The 20,182-nt window shown below is 63.4% G+C and carries 17 protein-coding genes; 10 read left to right on the plus strand and 7 right to left on the minus strand.

What is annotated here, in order from left to right; genetic code table 11:
• Positions 1-446 precede the first annotated feature (446 nt).
• The gene (gene katG / locus FQ705_RS25835; RefSeq protein WP_144145869.1) at positions 447-2,708 is read left to right on the plus strand and encodes a catalase/peroxidase HPI; all 2,262 of its coding nucleotides are present in this window, start codon (positions 447-449) and stop codon (positions 2,706-2,708) included.
• A gap of 297 nt (positions 2,709-3,005) precedes the next feature.
• A complete protein-coding gene (locus FQ705_RS25840) occupies positions 3,006-3,701 on the plus strand; it encodes a YoaK family protein (RefSeq protein WP_260854616.1) in 696 nt (231 codons plus the stop codon).
• On the opposite strand, the gene FQ705_RS25845 is transcribed toward FQ705_RS25840, so the two are convergent.
• Positions 3,694-4,599: a LysR family transcriptional regulator gene (locus tag FQ705_RS25845; protein ID WP_144145872.1), complete on the minus strand. Its 906-nt coding sequence runs from the start codon at positions 4,597-4,599 to the stop codon at positions 3,694-3,696. The two genes, FQ705_RS25840 and FQ705_RS25845, sit on opposite strands and share 8 nt — an antisense overlap.
• Before the next feature lie 155 nt (positions 4,600-4,754).
• On the opposite strand from FQ705_RS25845, the gene dld reads away from it, so the two are divergent.
• Positions 4,755-6,494, plus strand: coding sequence for a D-lactate dehydrogenase (dld, locus tag FQ705_RS25850; protein ID WP_144145874.1), 1,740 nt, complete (start codon positions 4,755-4,757; stop codon positions 6,492-6,494).
• A gap of 7 nt (positions 6,495-6,501) precedes the next feature.
• Here dld and FQ705_RS25855 read toward each other — a convergent pair whose 3' ends face one another.
• The 4 genes from FQ705_RS25855 to FQ705_RS25870 all read right to left on the minus strand — a co-directional run bounded on the left by FQ705_RS25855 (position 6,502) and on the right by FQ705_RS25870 (position 12,817).
• The gene (locus FQ705_RS25855; RefSeq protein ID WP_144145876.1) at positions 6,502-8,082 is read right to left on the minus strand and encodes an aspartate:alanine exchanger family transporter; all 1,581 of its coding nucleotides are present in this window, start codon (positions 8,080-8,082) and stop codon (positions 6,502-6,504) included.
• 181 nt (positions 8,083-8,263) lie between these two features.
• The gene (locus FQ705_RS25860; protein WP_144145878.1) at positions 8,264-9,394 is read right to left on the minus strand and encodes an acyl-CoA dehydrogenase family protein; all 1,131 of its coding nucleotides are present in this window, start codon (positions 9,392-9,394) and stop codon (positions 8,264-8,266) included.
• A gap of 12 nt (positions 9,395-9,406) precedes the next feature.
• The gene (locus FQ705_RS25865; protein ID WP_144145880.1) at positions 9,407-10,615 is read right to left on the minus strand and encodes an acyl-CoA dehydrogenase family protein; all 1,209 of its coding nucleotides are present in this window, start codon (positions 10,613-10,615) and stop codon (positions 9,407-9,409) included.
• Between the two features lie 81 nt (positions 10,616-10,696).
• Positions 10,697-12,817 (minus strand): 3-hydroxyacyl-CoA dehydrogenase NAD-binding domain-containing protein, encoded by a 2,121-nt coding sequence (locus FQ705_RS25870; protein WP_144145882.1) that lies wholly within the window; start codon positions 12,815-12,817, stop codon positions 10,697-10,699.
• Between the two features lie 148 nt (positions 12,818-12,965).
• Between FQ705_RS25870 and FQ705_RS25875 the strand changes: the two genes are divergently transcribed.
• Both FQ705_RS25875 and FQ705_RS25880 read left to right on the plus strand, forming a co-directional pair.
• Positions 12,966-13,874, plus strand: a complete 909-nt coding sequence (locus FQ705_RS25875; RefSeq protein WP_144145884.1) for a LysR family transcriptional regulator — start codon at positions 12,966-12,968, stop codon at positions 13,872-13,874.
• Positions 13,875-13,949: 75 nt separating this feature from the next.
• Positions 13,950-14,138: a hypothetical protein gene (locus tag FQ705_RS25880; RefSeq protein ID WP_144145886.1), complete on the plus strand. Its 189-nt coding sequence runs from the start codon at positions 13,950-13,952 to the stop codon at positions 14,136-14,138.
• Between the two features lie 22 nt (positions 14,139-14,160).
• Here the strand turns inward: FQ705_RS25880 and FQ705_RS25885 are convergent, their stop codons facing one another.
• Positions 14,161-14,865 (minus strand): TetR/AcrR family transcriptional regulator, encoded by a 705-nt coding sequence (locus tag FQ705_RS25885; RefSeq protein WP_144145888.1) that lies wholly within the window; start codon positions 14,863-14,865, stop codon positions 14,161-14,163.
• 164 nt (positions 14,866-15,029) lie between these two features.
• Between FQ705_RS25885 and FQ705_RS25890 the strand changes: the two genes are divergently transcribed.
• From FQ705_RS25890 to FQ705_RS25900, 3 genes are read left to right on the plus strand one after another with little or no spacing between them, the layout of a single operon-like run.
• The gene (locus FQ705_RS25890) at positions 15,030-15,950 is read left to right on the plus strand and encodes an SDR family oxidoreductase (RefSeq protein ID WP_144145890.1); all 921 of its coding nucleotides are present in this window, start codon (positions 15,030-15,032) and stop codon (positions 15,948-15,950) included.
• Positions 15,947-17,611 (plus strand): acyl-CoA synthetase, encoded by a 1,665-nt coding sequence (locus FQ705_RS25895; RefSeq protein ID WP_144145892.1) that lies wholly within the window; start codon positions 15,947-15,949, stop codon positions 17,609-17,611. The genes FQ705_RS25890 and FQ705_RS25895 overlap by 4 nt, the downstream gene beginning before the upstream one ends.
• A 6-nt stretch (positions 17,612-17,617) precedes the next feature.
• Positions 17,618-18,145, plus strand: a complete 528-nt coding sequence (locus FQ705_RS25900; protein WP_144145894.1) for an Lrp/AsnC family transcriptional regulator — start codon at positions 17,618-17,620, stop codon at positions 18,143-18,145.
• 60 nt (positions 18,146-18,205) lie between these two features.
• On the opposite strand, the gene FQ705_RS25905 is transcribed toward FQ705_RS25900, so the two are convergent.
• Positions 18,206-18,616 carry a DUF2000 domain-containing protein gene (locus FQ705_RS25905; protein WP_144145897.1) on the minus strand — a complete coding sequence of 137 codons (411 nt, stop codon included), beginning with the start codon at positions 18,614-18,616 and terminating at the stop codon, positions 18,206-18,208.
• A gap of 394 nt (positions 18,617-19,010) precedes the next feature.
• Here FQ705_RS25905 and FQ705_RS25910 point away from each other — a divergent pair, with 394 nt between their 5' ends.
• Positions 19,011-19,409 carry a VOC family protein gene (locus FQ705_RS25910; RefSeq protein WP_144145899.1) on the plus strand — a complete coding sequence of 133 codons (399 nt, stop codon included), beginning with the start codon at positions 19,011-19,013 and terminating at the stop codon, positions 19,407-19,409.
• Between the two features lie 59 nt (positions 19,410-19,468).
• On the plus strand, positions 19,469-20,158 hold the full coding sequence (locus FQ705_RS25915; protein WP_144145901.1) for a tat (twin-arginine translocation) pathway signal sequence: 690 nt from the start codon (positions 19,469-19,471) through the stop codon (positions 20,156-20,158).
• The last annotated feature ends 24 nt before the right edge of the window (positions 20,159-20,182 follow it).

Consider the following 20,182-nt stretch of genomic DNA (forward strand, 5'->3'; position numbering starts at 1 on the left):
ATTCGCTATCGTCTGAATAGCCGAAGAAGCAACCTGAATTCAACTTCCGCAACAGGCGAGCCCCCGCTGGACGAGGTGGACATGCAAAGCGTTTCGGGCATCCCGCGCCGGTGGCGCGCTGCCTGCAGGTGCTGGCTTTTACGGCGCGCGGTGCCACGCTTCTGCCGCACACTTTCGGTGAGATCTTTATCGCCTTCGTCGAACGGTCCTGTCGGTTTCTGCTGGAAATCCAGGCGGGCGATACACTTTATCCTCCGTTGGAGATCGTAGAGCTCACAGCCATGAGTAATAGCGGAGCGGTCAGAACCCGCGTCACGGTTCACAATCAGCGCGGAGAACGGGTGCTTTCCGGAAGCCATAAGTATCTTTTGAAGACCTCACAGGCGTGATGCGCGGGTAGGCCGGCATGAGGTAACGGCGCTCAAGTCATTTCAAGGAGACAGTCCATGTCTAACGAAGCAAAATGCCCTTTCAGGCACACCGCTGGCGGTGGCACGACCAATCGCGACTGGTGGCCGAAGCAACTGCGACTCGACCTGCTGAGCCAGCATTCCGGCAAGTCCAACCCGCTCGACAATGGTTTCAACTACGCCGAAGCTTTCAGGAGCCTCGACCTGGCTGCGGTAAAGAAGGATCTCGCGGCGCTCATGACCGACTCGCAAGACTGGTGGCCGGCAGACTTCGGCCACTATGGCCCGCTATTCATTCGCATGGCCTGGCATAGTGCGGGCACTTACCGTATCGGCGATGGCCGAGGCGGTGCAGGGCGCGGCCAGCAACGTTTCGCGCCGCTCAACAGCTGGCCCGATAACGTGAGCCTCGACAAGGCACGCCGCCTGTTGTGGCCGATCAAGCAGAAGTACGGCCAGAAGATTTCCTGGGCCGATCTGCTGATTCTCACCGGCAATGTTGCACTCGAGACCATGGGCTTCAAGACCTTTGGTTTCGCGGGCGGTCGCGAGGATACGTGGGAGCCGGATCAGGACATCTACTGGGGCAATGAACAGACCTGGCTGGGCGGGGACGTCCGTTACGGCAAAGGCGCCGCGGGTGACGACGGCGACGGCGGCACGATCGTCGCCGACGAGGAAAAGCACGGCGAAGAAGTCAGTCGCGACGACAACGGACGGCATCTGGAAAACCCGCTCGCTGCGGTGCAGATGGGTCTGATCTATGTGAATCCCGAAGGCCCCGACGGTAATCCGGACCCGATCGCGGCAGCCCACGACATTCGCGAAACCTTCGCCCGTATGGCGATGAACGACGAAGAAACGGTCGCCCTGATTGCCGGCGGCCACACCTTCGGCAAGACACACGGCGCGGGACCTGCCGAGAACGTCGGCCCCGAGCCGGAAGGTTCTGGTCTGGAGAATCAGGGGCTCGGCTGGAAGAACAGCTTCGGCACGGGCCGGGGTAGCGATGCGATTACGAGTGGACTCGAAGTCACCTGGACCACCACACCGACCACGTGGGGCAACGGCTTCTTCGAGAACCTGTTCGGCTACGAATGGGAATTGACGAAGAGTCCCGCCGGCGCCAATCAGTGGGTCGCGAAGGGGGCGGCGGCAACGATTCCGCATGCACACGATCCGTCGAAGAAGATCCTGCCGACAATGCTCACGACCGACCTGTCATTGCGCCTCGATCCGGCATACGAGAAAATTTCGCGCCGCTTCTTCGAGAATCCCGACCAGTTGGCCGATGCATTCGCGCGTGCATGGTTCAAGCTGACTCACCGCGATATGGGACCTCGCGCCCGTTATCTCGGACCGGAAGTCCCCGCTGAAGAACTGCTCTGGCAAGACCCGATTCCGGCACTCGATCACCCGGTGGTCGATGAGCAGGATATCGCTTCCCTCAAGCAGAAGATTCAGGCGTCGGGATTGTCGGTTGCGGAGTTGGTGTCGACCGCGTGGGCCTCCGCCTCGACTTTTCGCGGTTCTGACAAGCGCGGCGGCGCGAATGGTGCGCGTATCCGCCTCGCGCCGCAGAAGGACTGGGCAGTCAACCAGCCTGAGCAGTTGGCAAAGGTGTTGCAGGTGCTGGAAGGTATTCAGCGCGAGTTCAACGGGGCACAGTCAGGCGGCAAGCAGGTATCGCTGGCGGATCTGATCGTGCTGGGCGGCAGCGTCGGCATCGAGACGGCAGCGAAAAATGCCGGGCGTGAGGTCACGGTGCCTTTCGCCGCGGGTCGTATGGACGCCTCGCAGGAACAGACCGATGTGGAAGCCAACTCGGCACTCGAACCGCCCGCGGATGGTTTTCGCAACTACCTCAAGGGCCGCTTCAGTGTGCCAGCCGAAGCGTTGCTGATCGACAAGGCGCAACTGCTGAGCTTGAGCGCGCCGGAGATGACCGTGCTGATTGGCGGTTTGCGCGTGCTGGACGTCCATGCGGGAAATGACTCGCACGGTGTTTTCACGCAGCGTAAAGGAACGCTGAGCAACGACTTCTTCCGCAACCTGCTCGATATGAACACGGAGTGGAGGCCGGCGTCGCCGGCTCAGGAAACGTTCGAAGGGCGTGACCGCAAAACCGGTGAACTGCAATGGACAGGCAGCCGCGTCGATCTGGTGTTTGGTTCGAATGCCCAATTGCGGGCTTTGGGCGAGGTTTACGCCAGTGAAGATGGGCAGGACAAATTTGTTCGTGACTTCATTGCCGCCTGGGTCAAGGTGATGAATCTCGACCGTTTCGATCTTGCCTGATTGAGTCGGCAAAACAGCGTCGGGGCGGTCGCCCTGACGCTGCTCGAAGGGATATTCGTAACACGTCTATAGCGCATGAGGCTTCACCGGTAGCGCACGAGGTTCTCAGTAGCGAGTGGAAGCCTTCAGGAGAATTAACAAGGTTTCAGCGGCATGGCGCGACATTCCTGCCTAAGATGACGTGACACGTAAAACGTGTAGCCCATCGCCAGCAAGGCGATACCGCATGGCTTACACGAATCGAATTTCTCTACGGGCCGCCACAGGTGCGTGCCGATCGCGCATCGGGAGCAGCGGGTGAACAGGCATCAGGATACGATCCTCGCGTTGATTGCGGGCTACGTCGATACAGTCGGCTTCGTGGCGCTGTTCGGATTGTTCACGGCGCACGTCACGGGCAACTTCGTGCTGATCGGCGCGGAAGCCGCCGGCGTCGGTCAGGGCGTGTTGCTGAAGTTGCTCGCGTTTCCATCGTTCATCGTGGGCATTGCGCTGAGTAGTGTGATGGTCAAGTTTCTCGAGCGGAATCATTCGGACCGCACCGAGGCCGCGCTGTATCTGCTCCAGGCGTCGTTGCTCGTGCTGTTTCTCATCACCGGCACGCTGGCGACGCCAGTCGTCGACCCAGCCGTGCCGATGGTGCTGCTGTGCGGTGTGCTCGGCACCATGGCGATGGGCGTGCAGAACGCGCACAGCAAGCTTCGACAAATGACGGGACTGCCGAATACGGTCATGACCGGCAATGTCACGCAGGTCGTGCTCGACCTCGTCGAGCTGATTCATCGCGGCTCGGCAAGCGGCCACGGCCAGCAGGTCCGGGAGCGACTCAAGGCGACGCTGGCCGCGATGGCCGGCTTTGCCGGGGGAGCGATTGCCGGAGCGTTCGCCTATGTCACGTTTTCATTTGCTTCGATCGCCTTGCCCGTGGCTGTCCTGCTTGGACTGGCCTGGATCAGGCGCTCGGGTGCGGCGAGTCGTCAGAGCGTCATTTAGTTCGAGGGGCCGCAACCCGCCGTTGCGCCCGCAGAATCTTCACGAAATTCAGCACCGTAACCGACTTCTCGCGCGCTCGATGAATCAGCGCGATACCCGAGGAAAGCGGGCTGCCTTGCAGTGCGTGATACGACACGCTCTCGACCTGAATCTGCCGCATCGACGCGGGCACGATCGCCACGCCGAAGCCCGCCGCCACGAGATTCGCCGCCGAAGAGATTTGCGGCGACTCCATGCCGATCGAAGGCGCGAAGCCGGCTTCGCGGCACGCGCCGATGATCGAGTCATAGAGATTCGGGCCGATCGCGCGCGGAAAGAAAATGAATGGGTCGTTCGCGAGATCCGCCAGCGCAATGCGTCGTCGCCGGTTCAAACGATGATCGGCCGGCAGCACCGCCAGCATGTCTTCGTCGACCAGCGGCTCGACAACCAGATCCCGGCAATTCAACGGCATGCGCACCAGCGCGGCGTCGAGCTGGCGCTCGGCGACCTTGTCCAGCAGCAGAGAACTATTGCTTTCCTCGCAGCTGATCGAGACCCGGGCGTAGTCATGCCGGAAGCGCTGCATGGTCGCCGCGACCATTGGGTGAAACACCGTCGACCCGGCGAAACCGAGCGACAGCCGTCCCGTCTCGCCACGGCCTGCGTTCTGCACTTCGACTAAAGCCTGCTGCGCGTCGTCGACGATGCGTTGCGCGCGTTCGCGAAACAGCCGTCCCGCTTCAGTCAGCTCGACCCGACGCGGATGCCGGATGAACAGTGGTGTGCCGATTTCCCGTTCGAGCTTCAGGATCTGCTGGCTCAAGGGCGGCTGGGCGATGCCCAGCCGCGCCGCGGCATCGGTGAAATGCAGATGTTCGGCCACGGCGAGAAAGTAACGGAGTTGGCGAAATTCCATATGATTTTCGTCTGCAAATAGCAACTTCAAGATATTGGACTAATGACCGCGGTGATTCTAACCTTCGTGTCAATCTGGTGTGCTGAAACGTCGCAGCCGACATGGCGGGTCGAAGTAAACGCGCATCACGCCCAACGTCTCACAAGGAGAGTTCGATGTCAGTCGCCCATGCACCATCGTCGGCCGGCGAGGCCAGAACGGGTCACGCGTTGCTCGGGACGTTTCGCGCCATCGTCGGCGCACAGCACACCCTGACGGACGACAACGCCACCCGGCGCTTTCGCACCGGTTTTCGTTTCGGCGCGGGCAAAGCGCTCGCGGTGGTGCGGCCCGGCACGATCGCCGAACAATGGAAAGTGCTGCAGGCCTGCGTGGCGGCGAAGGTGATCGTCATCACGCAGGCGTCGAACACCGGGCTCACGGGCGGCTCGACGCCCGACGGCGACAACTACGACCGTGACATCGTGATCGTAAGCACGAGCCGCATGAAGAAGGTATATGTGATCGACGGCGGCAAGCAGGTCGTCTGCCTGCCTGGGGCGACACTCGACCAGCTCGAGCAAACGCTGAAGCCGCTCGGGCGCGAGCCGCATTCGGTGATCGGGTCGAGTTGCATCGGCGCGTCGGTTTTTGGCGGCGTCTGCAATAACTCCGGCGGGGCGCTGGTGCAGCGCGGCCCGGCGTATACGGAAATGGCGGCCTTTGCCCAGGTGGACGCCGCTGGCGAGTTGCAATTCGTCAACCATCTGGGGATTGCGCTCGGCGACACGCCCGACGAAATCCTCAACCGGCTCGAACACGGGCAGTTCACGGATGCCGACGTGCGGCACGACGCGGGCGCCGGATCGGACCACGGCTATGCGAGCCACGTACGCGAGATCGACGCCGATACGCCGGCACGCTTTAACGCCGACCCGCAACGTCTGCACGAAGCATCGGGTTCGGCGGGCAAGCTGATGGTCTTCGCAGTGAGGCTCGATACTTTTCCGATCGAACAGAACGCCCAGGTGTTCTACATCGGCACGAACAATCCCGACGAATTGACGGAGATCCGTCGTCACGCGCTGCACGACTTCGAGGCGCTGCCGATCTCGGGCGAATATCTGCATCGCGATGCCTTCGACATCGCGGAAGAGTACGGCAAGGATATGTTTCTTGCGATCAACTATCTCGGCACCGCGAGAATTCCTGCCCTGTTCAGTTGGAAGAGCCGCTTCGATGCACTATTCGAACGTCTGGGCTGTTTCCCTTCGCACTTCACCGACCGCGTGATGCAGGCCGCCAGCCGGCTGTTCCCGAGCCATCTGCCGCCGCGCATGAAACAGTACCGCGACCAGTACGAACATCATCTGATGCTGAAGGTCGCGGCCGGCAGCGTCGACGAAACGCGTGCCTATCTGGCGAGCTACTTCGCGAACGCCAGCGGCGGCTATTTCGAATGCACCGCCGAGGAAGGGCGCAAGGCGTTCCTCCATCGCTTCGCCGCCGCCGGCGCGGCCGTGCGTTATCGCGCCGTGCACACGCGTGAGGTGGAAGACATCGTCGCGCTCGATATCGCCTTGCGCCGCAACGATCACGATTGGGTGGAGAGCTTGCCGCCCGAGATCGAGCAAACGATTTCCATCAAGCTGTATTACGGGCACTTCTTCTGCCACGTCTTCCATCAGGATTACATCGTGAAGAAGGGCAACGACTGCGTCGAGGTGGAGCACAAGATGTGGACGCTGCTGGATCGCCGTGGCGCGGAATATCCGGCGGAACACAACGTCGGTCACCTGTATCGCGCGAAGCCGCAGCTTGCGGCGTTCTATCGGCAACTCGATCCCTGCAACTGCTTCAACCCGGGGATCGGGCAATCCTCCAGGTTCGCGAAATACCGGGAGGCGACGGTCTAGTCGGCGCTCACCACAGCTTCGGCACGATATCCACGAACAGTATTTTCACGATCGTCATGGCGGGGAAAATCATCGCGTAGCCGATGTCGGGTTTATCGGTCGGCGTGAGCTTGTTGGCGAAGGCGAGGATCGCCGGATTGCCGCACGCGCCCGCCACGATGCCCGCGACTTCGTCGTAGGGCAGCCGGTACACCAGCAGACCCAGCAGCAGGATCGGCACGGCCAGCGCGAGCAGGACGAGTGCGCCGAGGCCGAGCATCAGCAGGCCGGTTTGCGACACCGTCGCGGCGAATTTTGGTCCCGACGCCATGCCCACCTGCGCGAGAAAGATCGTCAGGCCGAGATTGCGCATCACGAGGTTTGCGGGCAGCGGCATGCTCCAGGTGATGCTGCCGGTGCGGCGCAGTTTGCCGAGTACGAGGGCGACGATCAGCACGCCGCACAAACCGAGCGCGAGCTTGCCGAAGCCGGGCAGCGGCAGCTGGATGGCGCCCGCCAGAAAGCCGAGCGCCATCCCGAGCCCGACGGAGATGTAGCTGAACTCCGCGGTGCCCTTGATGGAATCGCCGAAGAAGTTACGCAGCGCCGGAAAGGTCTGGCGTTTCGTCAGCAGGCCGACGCGGTCGCCGTATTCGAGCATCAGATCGGGGCGCGGCATGACGTCGGCATCGCCGCGCCGCACATGCGCGACGATCGAGCCGTCCGGCAGATCGAGCTCGCCGAGCGGGCGGCCGACCACGCTGGCGCGCGAGGCGAACACGCGTAGATAGTCGAGGTCGCCGCGATCGCGCAGTACGCGTCCGGGTGCCGCTTCGCCAAGACTCTTGCGGGTTTCGGCGAGCGCCTCCTGAGTCGGGCTGACCGCCAGCACGACGTCGTTCTCCGCGAGCACCAGTTCGGGTGAGGCCGGCGCGTTGTGATGCGCGCTGCGCACGGCGACGATCTGTACATCGGCGGGCAGCGCGGTAAGCGCTTCAGCAAGCGTCTTGCCGCAGAACGCGGGATTGCGCAGCGCGATTTCGAGAATTTCGAGGCCCGCGTTGGTAGCGGTCTTGATCTTCGGCGACAGGATCATGAAGGCGAGATAAAGCAGCACGATCGGACCGGCCACGCCGAACGGATAGGAAACCGAATAACCGACGGCGGCATCGTCATTGCCCAGTGCGGCAATCGCGGCCTGGAGCGCGGCAGTGCTGGTGCCGGAGCCGGAGAAGAGGCCCAGCGCATAGCCCGTGTTCAGTTGCATGGCTTTCTGGATCAGCATGCTCACCGCGCCCGCGCACAGTACGCCGACCAGCGCGAGCAGGTTGGCGCGCCGGCCGGCGGCGCTCGTGAGGCCGAGGAAGAACTGCTTACCGTATTGAACACCGACGGTGTAGAGGAACAGCGAGAGCCCGAGCGTGCCGATCATCGGTGCCGGGGCGGATTTCGGTGCGAACCAGCCGGCCGCAAGCGCGACGAACAGGACCGCCCCCACGCCGAGCGAGAATCCTTTGATGTTGATTTCGCCCACGAAGTAGCCCACCGCGATAGTCAGAAACAGCGTCATCAACGGCTGCTGCTCGAAAAGCGTCTTCAGGAAATCCATGTTTCCTCCGCGTCGGGTGCTCGGGCTACGGCGTGTGCAGGTTTCCTCGGCTCGTGCCGGTTATGCGAAATACGTGAAACATCGGGCCTGCGGGGCCGTGTGTTCGCCAGTATCCATCAGATCGGGAGTGACGGCGCGGTTCGTCTGATTTCCCATCGCGCCGCCTGACAGGGCAGTGTGTTCAGGCGCGCCCCAGCGCAATGAAGCGTTCGAGGTGATGGTCTTCGTCGCCGAGTTGATGGTCGATCATCACGAGGCGCTTGGCGTAGTGAGCAAGCGGCAGTTCCCATGTCATGCCGATGCCGCCGTGCAACTGGATGCATTCCTGCGCGACCAGCGCACCGATTCGCCCGATGCTGTATTTGGCCGCCGACACCGCACGCTCGCGTACCTGGCGTTCTGCGCCGAGCGCCGCCGCCGCATTGATCACCGACGAGCGCGCCTGCTCGATCTCCAGCAGCAGATCGGCCATGCGGTGCTGCAAAGCCTGGAAGCTGCCGATCGGCACGCCGAACTGCTTGCGCGTACGCAGATAGTCGAGCGTGTAATCTTTGGCGACGTCCATCGCGCCGACGGCTTCCGCGCATAGCGCGAGCACGCCGCAGGCAATCGCGTATTCGAGCGTGGCGAAGCTTTCGCGTGTCGAACCGAGAAGGGCGTCGTCGGCGAGCGTGACGTTGTCGAACGAGACTTCGGCGGCGCGGCCGCCGTCGATCGTGGGATAGCCTTGCACGCTCACGCCCGCTGCATCGCGCGGCACGAGGAACAGGGCGATGCCGTCAGATGCGTCGTCGTTGCCGTGCGTGCGTGCCGAGACAAGAAAGACCGAGGCGTGCTCACCGTGCTGAACGACGGCTTTCGCGCCGCTCAATTGCCATGTTTCGCCGCTGCGTTCTGCGCGCGTCGTCACGTGCGTCAACTCGTAGTGGCCGTCCGGTTCGCCATGGGCGAGCGCCACGATCCGCGAGCCGTCGATCAACCCGGCCAGCGTCGCCTTCTGTGCGTCGTCGCCGCTCCGTGCGATGGCTTGCCCGACGATCAGCGTATCGAGAAACGGTTCGATCACGAGGCCACGGCCGAGGCTCTCGAAGACCACGGCGATGTCGAAGCCAGCGCCGCCGAACCCGCCGTGCGCTTCATCGAACAATGCGCCGACGATGCCGAGTTCCGCAAAACGTCCCCACAACTCACTACTGAAACCCTGCGCCGAGCGCGCGATCCGCTCGCGTGTCCCGAAGCCGTACTGCTCGCTGATAAACCGGTTGAGCGTGTCCGCCAGCATGCGGCGGTCTTCGGTGTGCTGGAAATTCATGACGTGCGCCCCTTACAGTCCCAGGATCATTTTGGAAATGATGTTCTTCTGGATTTCGTTCGAGCCGCCGAAGATCGACAGCTTGCGGTTATTGAAGTAGAGCGACGCGGCGCTCGCGGCTTCGTCGGGGCCGACGGGCGTGCCCTCGAAACCGTCGTGCAAGGCTGCTTCGACGAAGGGCCGTGCATACGGACCCATCGCGCGGCGCGCCAGCGAGGAGATCTCCTGACGGATCTCGGTGCCGCGAATCTTCAGCATCGAGCTTTCGGCGCCGGGCACGCCGCCGCCTGCCACCGCTGCGATCACGCGCAGGTTGGTGGTCTTCATGTTTTCCAGATCGATCTCGACGCGTGCCATGCGTGCGGCGAACGACGGGTCTTCCGCCAACGGCCGACCATTGCGTTGCTGCTTCGCGGCGATCTTGCGCAAGCGGTTGAATGCCGCCACCGAAAACCCGACGCCCGCGATATTGGTGCGCTCGTACGTGAGCAGATACTTCGCGTAGGTCCAGCCCTTGTTCTCTTCGCCGACTAGGTTCTCGAGCGGCACGCGCACGTCGGTGAAAAACACTTCGTTGACTTCATGCTCGCCGTCGAGCGTGATGATGGGGCGCACTTCGACGCCGGGCGTACTCATGTCGATCAGCAGGAAGCTGATGCCTTCCTGTTTGCGCACGTCGGTGGCGGTGCGCACGAGACAGAAGATCATGTTCGCGTAGTGGCCGAGCGTGGTCCATGTCTTCTGCCCATTCACGAGGTAGTGCTCGCCTTGCGCATCCGTGCCGCGTACCGCCGTGGTGTTGACCGAGGCGAGATCGGAGCCTGCACCGGGTTCCGAGTAGCCTTGGCACCACCAGTCCGAGCCGTCGAGAATGCGCGGCAACCAGTGGCGTTTCTGCGCCTCGTTGCCGTATTTGATCATCACCGGACCGAGCATGTTGACGCCGAACGGCACCACGCGCGGCGCGCCCGCCAAAGCGCATTCGTTCTCGAAGATGAATTTCTGCACCGGCGTCCAGCCGGGGCCGCCGTATTCCTTCGGCCAGTGATTCGCGAGCCAGCCTTGCGCGTGGAGAATCGCGTGCCATTGCGCCATGTCGTCGCGCGTGAGGCGGCGGCCGCCGTGCACCTTGTCGGCGAGACGTTGCGGGAGCCGATCGCGCAGAAAGGCCAGCACGTCGGCGCGAAAAGCTTCTTCTTCAGGCGTGAAGTTCAGATCCATGGCTGTGCCCTGGTAGGGAGTGAGCGGACCGGCGCGCCGATTGCGTCAAGCCGGTCCTGATGCATCGAAGAGTAGACCGTTTCAGGCCGACTGATTCAGGCTCGCGAAATCCGCGCCGCGTTCCACCAGTTCGATCAGAAGCGGCGACGCTTGCCAGAACAGCGGGTCTTGTTTGGCGAACTCGCGGATGTCGGCCAGAATCACCGGCAGGCCGACCGTGTCCGCGTATTTCATCGGGCCGCCGCGATAGCGCGGAAAGCCGTAGCCGTAGAGGAAGGTGACGTCCACATCCAGCGGACGCAGCGCGATGCGTTCATGCACGACGTTCGCGCCTTCGTTGATCATCGCGGCCATGTAGCGGCGCATGATTTCTTCGTCGGTAAAAGTGCGTGGCGCGATGCCGGCGCGCTCGCGCTCCGCGTCGATGATGCTGTCGACTTCCGGATCGGGCGCGCCGCTGCGCGAGCCTTGTGCGTAGAGATAGAAGCCGCGTCCGGTCTTCTGGCCGAACCAGCCGCGCTCGCACAGACGGTCGGCGATCTGCACGTAGCGCGCTGCAGCGTTGCGCGTGGGCGCGCGGCGCTTCCTTGCCGCCCAGCCGATGTCGCCGCCCGCGAGGTCGACCACCTGGAACGGTCCCATCGGAAAGCCGAACGCGCGCACGGCTGCGTCGATCTGATAGGGCGAGGCGCCGTCTTCCATCATCGCGTCCGCAGCGGCGCGATACACGGCGAGTATGCGGTTGCCGATGAAACCGTCGCACACGCCCGCGCGCACCGGCGTCTTGCGCAGCTTTCTGGCGAGGTCGAAGGCGGTTGCGACCACATCGGCGCTGACCTGCTTCGGCACCACTACCTCCAGCAGCTTCATGATGTTGGCGGGCGAGAAGAAGTGCAGGCCGATCACGTCGGCCGGACGCGAAATGCTGGACGCAATCGCGTCGATGTCGAGATACGAGGTATTGGTGGCAAGCACCGCGCCTGCTTTGCAGACGCGATCGAGTTCGGCGAATACGGCCTGTTTCACGGCGATATCTTCGAACACGGCTTCGATCACCAGATCGGCGTCGGCCAATGCGTCGTAAGAGGTGCTGCCGCTCCAGCGCGTCATGATGTCGGCTTTCTTCTCCGCGCTCATCCGGCCTTTGGCAATCAGGCCGTCGTAGACCTTGTCGATGTGCGCGCGTCCACGCGCGAGCGAGTCGTCGTCGCGTTCGATCATGGTCACCGGCAAGCCGGCGTCGAGTACGGCGAGCGCGATGCCCGCGCCCATCGTGCCGCCGCCGATCACGCCAATCGAGTTCAGCGCGCGTGGCTTGGCCTCGCGCGTTTCGGGCGCTTTCAGCACTTCACGCTCGGCAAAGAATGCGTGAATCAGGCCGGCACGTTGCGGGCTGTCGAGGCATTCGAGGAACAGTTTGCGTTCGAGGCGCAAGCCCTCGTCGAACGGCTGCTCGATGGCGGCTTCGACCGCATCGACGATCTTCAGCGGCGAGAACAGGCCACGCGACTTCTTCGCGGTTTCCGCACGCGCCGCGGCGACGGCGGCGAGATTCGCGGCGCGGTCGGCCAGTGCGGCGGCGTCGCGCGTGCGGCGCACCGGCGCGTGGTTCGCCAGCAGTTCGTGCACGTAGGCGAGGCCTTCGGCAAGGATGTCGTCGCTGCTGCCGAGCCGGTCGACGAGACCCAGCGCGAGCGCTTCCTTCGCGCTCGCATGGCGGCCGCTGAGGATCAGATCGAGCGCGGCCTGCGCGCCGATCAGACGCGGCGTGCGTTGTGTACCGCCCGCGCCCGGCAGTAGGCCAAGCTGCACCTCGGGCAAGCCGAGTTTCGCGCCGTCGACGGCCAGCCGGTAGTGCGCCGCGAGTGCCACCTCGAGGCCGCCGCCTAGTGCCGCGCCGTGAATCGCGGCCACCACCGGCTTGGTGCAGCCTTCGATGCGGTTGCACACGTCCGGCAGCAGGGGCGACACCGGCGGTTTGCCGAACTCACGAATATCCGCGCCGGCAATGAAGTTGCGCCCGGCACCGACGATCAGCACGGCGTGCACGTCCGGATCGGCCTGGGCCGCTTCGATGGCGGCGAGCAGGCCGCGCCGTACATCGGCGCAAAGGGCGTTGACCGGCGGGTGGTCGAGGGTCACGAGCAGCACCTTGCCGCGCAATTCGCACGTGACAACGTCGGCGGATGGGTTGAGGGTCATGTGAAGTCGTCTCCTGACTTGTTGTCGGATGGCCAGGGCGGGGCATGCCGGCTCCGGCGAAGTGTCTGATTGTGGGTCGGTCAAGGTTTATTGACAATCACATGGACGGTTGACAGACTGTCAAAATTATTTTGACAAAGGCGGTCTCGTGGACGTCAATTCCCTGACCCTGCTGGTCGACATCCTCGACGCGGGCAACCTGAGCGAGGCGGCGCGGCGCCTGAAGATGAGCCGCGCCAACGTGAGTTATCACCTCAATCAGCTGGAGCGCTCGATCGGCCTGCAACTGGTGAGGCGCACCACGCGCCGGGTCGAGCCGACTGAAATCGGCCTGCAACTCTACGAGCACGGCCGCACCATCCAGAACGCGCTGCTGGCGGCGCGCGAGTCGGTTGCAACGCTTGGGCAGAGCTTGCAGGGGCGCGTGCGGCTCAGCGTGCCGAGCGGCTATGGCCAACTGGTGATGTCGGACTGGCTGATCGCCTTCAAGCGCCTCTACCCCGGCATCGTGCTCGACGTGATGTTCGAGAACCGCGTGGAAGACCTGATGCGCGACGAAGTGGACATCGCCGTGCGGGTGATGTCCGAGCCGCCGCAGAATCTCGTGGCGCGCGACATGGGGCCGGTCAGTTACGTGGCGTGCGCGTCGCCGGCTTTTGCGCAACAGCACGGCATGCCTGCGAAACTCGACGATCTGCGCACCGCCCCGTTAATCACGGCGGCGGTAGTCGGCAGACAGCTGCGCGTGGCCGCGTACCTGCGCGACGAGCGCCATGAGGTGCTGCTTGAGCCGGCCATCATCTCCGAGAACTTTCTGTTCCTGCGCCAGGCGGTGCTGGCCGGGCTAGGCGTCGGACTCGTGCCGGATTACGTGGTGCAAGACGATCTGAAACGAGGCGACGTGGTGAGCGCGCTCGACGAATGGCGCCTGAGCATCTTCGGCACGCACATGTACATGCTTTACATGCCGAACCGGCATCACACGCGCGCGGCGTCGACGTTTATCGATTTCATCCTGGAGCAGGCGCAGGGCAGCGGCCGGGGCGCGCCTTCATGAGCGAACGATGCGAGGCGTCGACAGCATGCTTTGGGCGCGGTTATGCTGTGGCAGCGTGATCGCGGAGACCTGAAAATGAAATGGATCGTCGGACTACTTGCCGTGCTTGCAGTTGCCGTCGCTGTCCTGTTGACCGCCCGCTTGCCCGGCGAAGATGCGATTCGTTTTGCCGGCTATGCGGGGACCGCCGCTTGTGCCGCGCTGGTCAGTCTGGGACTGCGCTGGCGGGCCACTCGGGCGCAGCGTAACAAGCGAGCCGGCTAGGCTGTCAAGCCGCACCGTTTCTTCATGACGCGGCCGTCGCCTCGAAGCGCTTCACAGCGCCGACGATATCGTTGCGCAACTGCTGCAACGCCGCCTGTTGCGCATCGGGCGGGACGAGCCCTTGCCACAGCAGGTTGCTGAGCGACACGGCGGTCGCCTCGATGTCGACGGCTTTCTCTTTGCGCACCGCATCCCACAACACGTGTTCCATCGGTCCATAGACGGCCGAGCGCAGCAGGCCGAGCGGCATGTCGTCGCGCACGTCGCCGCTCGCGACGCCTTGCGCGAGCACGCTCATCATCGGCGCCGTATAGCGGCGTTGAAGCTCGACGACGACGTCGCCGAACTTGTCGTCCTTCTCGCGTCCTTCGGACAGAATCAGCGCGCACAAACCGGTGCCGTCGACGGTAAGCCGGAACAGGTGCGTGCGCACCAGATACGCAAACCTGTTGCGCGTGCCGTCGATCAAGGGCAGTTCGCCCTCTACCTGCGCGATGATTTCATCGTACCAATTGCCGAGTACTCTCACGCACAGATCGCGCTTGCTGGCGAAGTACGTGAAGATGGTCGCCTCCGATACGCCGACGCGCCGCGCGATCTCGGTCATGGTGGCCGATGCGTAGCCGACCTCCGAGAACACCAGCCGCGCCGCTTCCAGAATCGTCCTGAGGCGCTGTTCGGAACGCGCCTGCACGGGCACGCGACGCGAGACTGAGGAGACGTTCATCGGCATAAAGAGGCTGAGGTGAATTTATTTGAGTCTAGCTCAAAGCGATTGCCGATCATAGCGGCGTGAATTGAAGAATAAAAATGCCGCGTCTAGCTGCTCCACGTTTTAACTTGAGCTACACTCAATAAAATGAAAACGTAGTTCATGAAGGAGACAATCGCATGCCCGCAGCTTCGCCGAATACGTCGCCCCCATTGAGCGGCTATCGCTCGGTTTTCCGCGAAGGCCTCTTCGCCGGCAAGGTCGTCATCGTCACGGGGGCGGGCAGTGGGCTCGGTCGCTGCACGGCCCATGAACTCGCATCGTTGGGCGCAACCGTGGCGCTGATCGGGCGCAGTGAAGACAAACTCACAACCGTGCAGGCCGAACTCGCCGAAGATCATTCAGGCGCGGCCAGCGGCCATAAACACTATTCGTGCGACATCCGCAACGAGCAGCAGGTGCGCGAGACGATTGCAGCGGTCATCGGCGAACTGGGCCGGATCGACGGCCTGTTCAATTGCGCCGGTGGGCAATTCCCGGCGAAGCTCGAAAACATTTCGCTGAACGGCTGGGACGCCGTGGTCCGCAACAACCTGCATGGCACGTTCCTGATGTCGCGCGAGTGCTTCACGCAGTGGATGCAGCATCACGGCGGCGCGATCGTCAACATGCTCGCCGACATCTGGGGCGGCATGCCGGGCATGGGCCACTCCGGCGCGGCGCGAGCCGGTGTCTGGAACTTCACGGAAACGGCGGCCTGCGAATGGGGCCACGCCGGTGTCAGAGTGAACGCCGTTGCGCCGGGCTGGATTGCCTCGGCCGGCATGGACAGTTACAACGACGAATATCAAGCCTTGCTTCGCACGCTGAAGCACAAGGTCCCGCTGCAACGCTTCGGCACCGAGTCCGAGCTGGCCAGCGCCGCGGTGTTCCTGTTGTCCGAAGCGTCCGCTTTCATCAACGGTACGGTGATCCGTGTCGACGGCGGCGTGCCGAACGCGCGTCATTCGTGGCCGCTGCCCGAAGCGCAGCGTACGATCGAATACAACGGTTTCCCGCGTTACCAACCGCCGATGGGCTTGCAGGAGCAGACACGATGAATCTCGACGGCCAGACTTACGCATCGCTCGCGGCCAATTTCAGCTGGGACATTCCGGCGCGCTACAACATCGGCGTGGATGTCTGCGACAAGTGGGCCGACGGCTCGGGGCGCCTCGCGCTGATCTACGAAGACGCCGAAGGCCAGGCCACCCGCTACACGTTCGATCAGCTGAAGGCACTGTCCGACCGCTTCGCCAACGCGCTGCTGGCGTCGGGCGCACAACGCGGCGACCGGATCGGCATCTTCCTGTCGCAGTCGATCGAAACGGCCATCGCGCACCTCGCCGCCTACAAGGCGGGGATGGTGGCCGTGCCGCTGTTCGCGCTGTTCGGCGTCGATGCGATCGAACACCGGCTCGGCGATAGCGGCGCGGTGGCGCTGATCACCGACGCGGCGGGAGTGCGGAAAATCGGGGAAATCCGCGCCGGGTTGCCGGCGCTGCGCCACGTCTTCAACGTCGATATCGAGCAGGACGACGTGAACCCGCAAGCGCCGGTGCACGCGTTCTGGCCCGCGCTGAACGAGGCCTCCGCCGACTTCACGCCGGCCGATACCAGCGCCGACGATCCGGCGGTCATCATCTACACGTCGGGCACCACGGGCAAACCGAAGGGCGCCTTGCATGGACATCGCGTACTGCCGGGTCATTTGCCCGGCGTCGAGATGTCGCAGGAAGGTTTCCCCGCGCACGCCACACTGATGTGGACACCCGCCGACTGGGCGTGGATCGGCGGCCTGTTCGACGTGCTGCTGCCGTCGTGGCATCACGGTGTCGCCGTGCTGGCGCGTCGCTTTGCCAAATTCGACGGCCAGGCCGCTTTCGATCTGATGGCGCGCCATGCGGTCTCGCACACCTTCCTGCCGCCCACCGCGTTGAAGATGATGCGCGGCGTCGAGCGCCCCGAGCGCTGGCATCTCGCGCTGCGTTCGGTGGCGAGCGGCGGCGAATCGCTCGGCGAAGAATTGATCGGCTGGGGACGCAAGGCGCTGGGCGTCACCATCAACGAGTTCTATGGGCAAACCGAGTGCAACGTGGTGGTGTCGTCGTGTGCGGCGCTGTTCGAGCCGAGCTTTGGCGCGATTGGCCGCGCGGTGCCGGGTCATCATGTGGCGATCGTGGATTTTGACGGCAACGAACTGCCGCCTGGCGCGATCGGCGATATCGCGGTGGCCGCGCCGGACCCGGTGATGTTCCTGGGCTACTGGGGTAACGAGGCCGCCACGCGCGAAAAATTTCGCGGCAAGTTTCTCGTCACCGGCGACCTCGGCACGTGCGACGCGCAGGGCTTCATCCGTTTCGTCGGCCGTGGCGACGATGTAATCACGAGCGCGGGCTACCGGATCGGACCCGCTTCGATCGAAGACTCCCTGCTGCGTCATCCGGCGGTGTCGATGGCCGCCGTGATCGGCGCGCCGGATCGCGAGCGCACGGAGATCGTCATGGCGTTCATCGTGCTGAATGCCGGGTTCGTCGGCGACGAGGCGCTGGTGCGCGAGATTCAGCAGCATGTCAAAACGCGTCTTGCCGCGCATGAATATCCGCGCGAGATTCGCTTTGTCGAGAGCCTGCCGTTGACGGCGACCGGCAAGGTGATCCGCAAAGCCTTGCGCGAAGGGCTCGGGCAGGATGCGGATTCCGCTGCCGCAAGGAAAAGCTGAGGCGCGATGAGTACCAGCCCCCGTTCTCCTTCGAGCCGAGCCGGCAAGTCGCTCAAAACGGCTGGCGCGCAACCGGCCGCCGTCGCCGTACTCGACGACACAGACCGCAAACTGTTGGCCCTGCTGGCCGAAGACGCCACCCGCACGTACGCGGAACTCGGCAAGCTGCTGTTTCTATCCGCGCCGGCGGTTCACGAACGCGCGCGACGCCTGAAGAAAGACGGCGTGATCAAGGCGACGGTTGCCTCGCTCGACGCCGCGCGACTGAATCGCCCGTTGCTGGCATTCGTGCATGTCGATACGACGAGTTGGGCGGTCACGCGGCAACTGCTGGCGCTCAAAGAACTCTCGGATGTCGAGGAGATTCATACCGTGACCGGCGAGAGCGCGATGCTGCTCAAAGTGCGCACGCGCGACACGCAAACGCTCGAGCAACTGCTGGCGCGTATTCATGCCATCGAGGGCTTTACCGGTACACGCAGCTATATCGCGTTGACCACCTATCTCGAACGCGGACCGAGCCCGGAGTTGTAAAGCCGCCGGGCGCGCCATACCGCTGCGCTGCTGCGCCGCTGCGTCACCCGGCCGGTTTGCTCAGGCGTGCAGCGACAAACCCTTGATCGCCTTGTCGACCGCCTTCCTGGGCCCGCGCACCGCGAGCCCGACGAGATCGGGCGTGTCTGCGGGTTCGGCGCGAAACACCTCGCGATTGGCCTGATCGTGGCCAGTCGAAAACATCGCGCGCACGTAGACGGCACGCGTCAATTCCCTTTCGATGCCTTGACGGAACGCGCGCAGCAAACCCGCGCTGTCGGCCTGATACACCATCATCGGTTGACCGAGCAGGCGCGCATGACGACGGCCGGCAGCGTCCTCGTAGGGTTCGCCTAAAGCTTCGGGCGCGGCGCCCGCGATGCCCGTCGCCAGAAACGCCGTGACATTGAGTTTTTGCCACACGGCCAGATCGTCCAGCACGATGATCGCGACCTTCGTATCGAATTCCATATTGCACTGCACTCCGCATAGGCTGAATGAATAGAGAAGAGAGCTACTGCCGAATGTTAGGGAAAGTACGGCGCTCGCGCACGGCCTCGCGGTAAAAACGAATAGGCTTCAATGAACGTGCCTGTGCGCCGCGCCCTCACGGGGTTTTGCCTAATGCCATTCGGTCCATTCGGTCCAGTCGGCACAGTTGGACTTGTCGTGTTGCATTGCAACCTGGGCAGCCATCTCGTGCAGCGCCGCTCGAGTCGCAGATGCGCTGTTGCCAACCCATCGCCGTCAACGCGCACGCAATCGATGCGCATGCAACTTAGGGCAAGTCCCTGGCGCGATTTAGCCGTGCATTACCACTCGCCCAAGCGCGCTCCTAAACTGGCTCAAACAGAAGGGGACACCGATGGCCAAACTCATCCACACGATGATCCGCGTGCACGATCTGCCGGCATCGCTGCAGTTCTATCAAAAGGCTTTCAATTTCGATGTGTCGCACCGGCTCGACTTCCCCGACTTCACGCTCGTCTATCTGCGCAATGAAGAGGCCGACGCCGAAATCGAACTGACCTGGAACAAAGGCCGCGCCGAACCGTACTCGCATGGCGACGGTTACGGTCACGTCGCTTTCTGCGTGGACGATGCGACAAGCGAACGCCGGCGGCTGATCGATCTCGGCATGAGCCCGAACGATCTGCGTGAATTCCATCACAACGACGGTGCCTTGCTCGCGCGTTACTTTTTCATTCAGGACCCGGACGGCTACAAGATCGAAGTGTTGGAACGCTACGGCCACTATCAATAGCAAAAAAGCAGTTAAGGCGGCCGCCGCGCGTCGTTGCATTGCCCCACAAGGAGACAGACATGAAGACAACGGTCATCCCGATCGTCGCGTCGGAAGACGCACGTCATTCCCCACGTCATGCGCATCATCACGAGCACGAGCATTCTCACGAACACGGCGACGGGCATCGCGCGGCGCAGGCGGCCGCCGCAGCGATGCGAATACCCCTGACGCGGCGCGAGCTATTGCGCGGCACGGGCGTACTGATGGGCACGCTGGCGTTCTCTTCGGTGCTGTCCACGCTCGCCCCGAGCCGCGCCTGGGCTCTCGAACTGCAAGGGCTGGACACGCACCAGGGCGAAGTGATTCTCGCCTTCACGCGTCAGCTCTATCCGCACGCGACGCTCGACAACGCGGTCTACGCGCTGGTGGTGAAAGACCTCGATACGAAAGCGAAAGCCGATCCGGCAGTGCGTCAGCAACTCGCCGACGGCGTCAAACAGCTCGACGCGCAAGCCGGTTCCGACTGGCTCAAACGGTCCGCGGCGGCGCAGGCGCAAGACGTCGCGGCGCTCGCGGGCACGCCGTTCTTCAACACGATACGCAGCACCGCCGTGGTCTCGCTGTACGCCAACACCATGGCGTACGCGCATTTCGGCTACGGCGCGTCGGAGGGCGACGGCGGGTACCTGTACAAGGGTTTCAACAGCCTCTCGTGGCTGCCCAATCCGCCGGCGGGTGCCAGCGGCCCGATTCCCACGGATAGCTAAGCAGCCCGACTAGCGGAGGCAGGA

The organism is Paraburkholderia sp. BCC1884 (genome assembly GCF_900996225.1).
Taxonomy (GTDB): Bacteria; Pseudomonadota; Gammaproteobacteria; order Burkholderiales; family Burkholderiaceae; genus Paraburkholderia.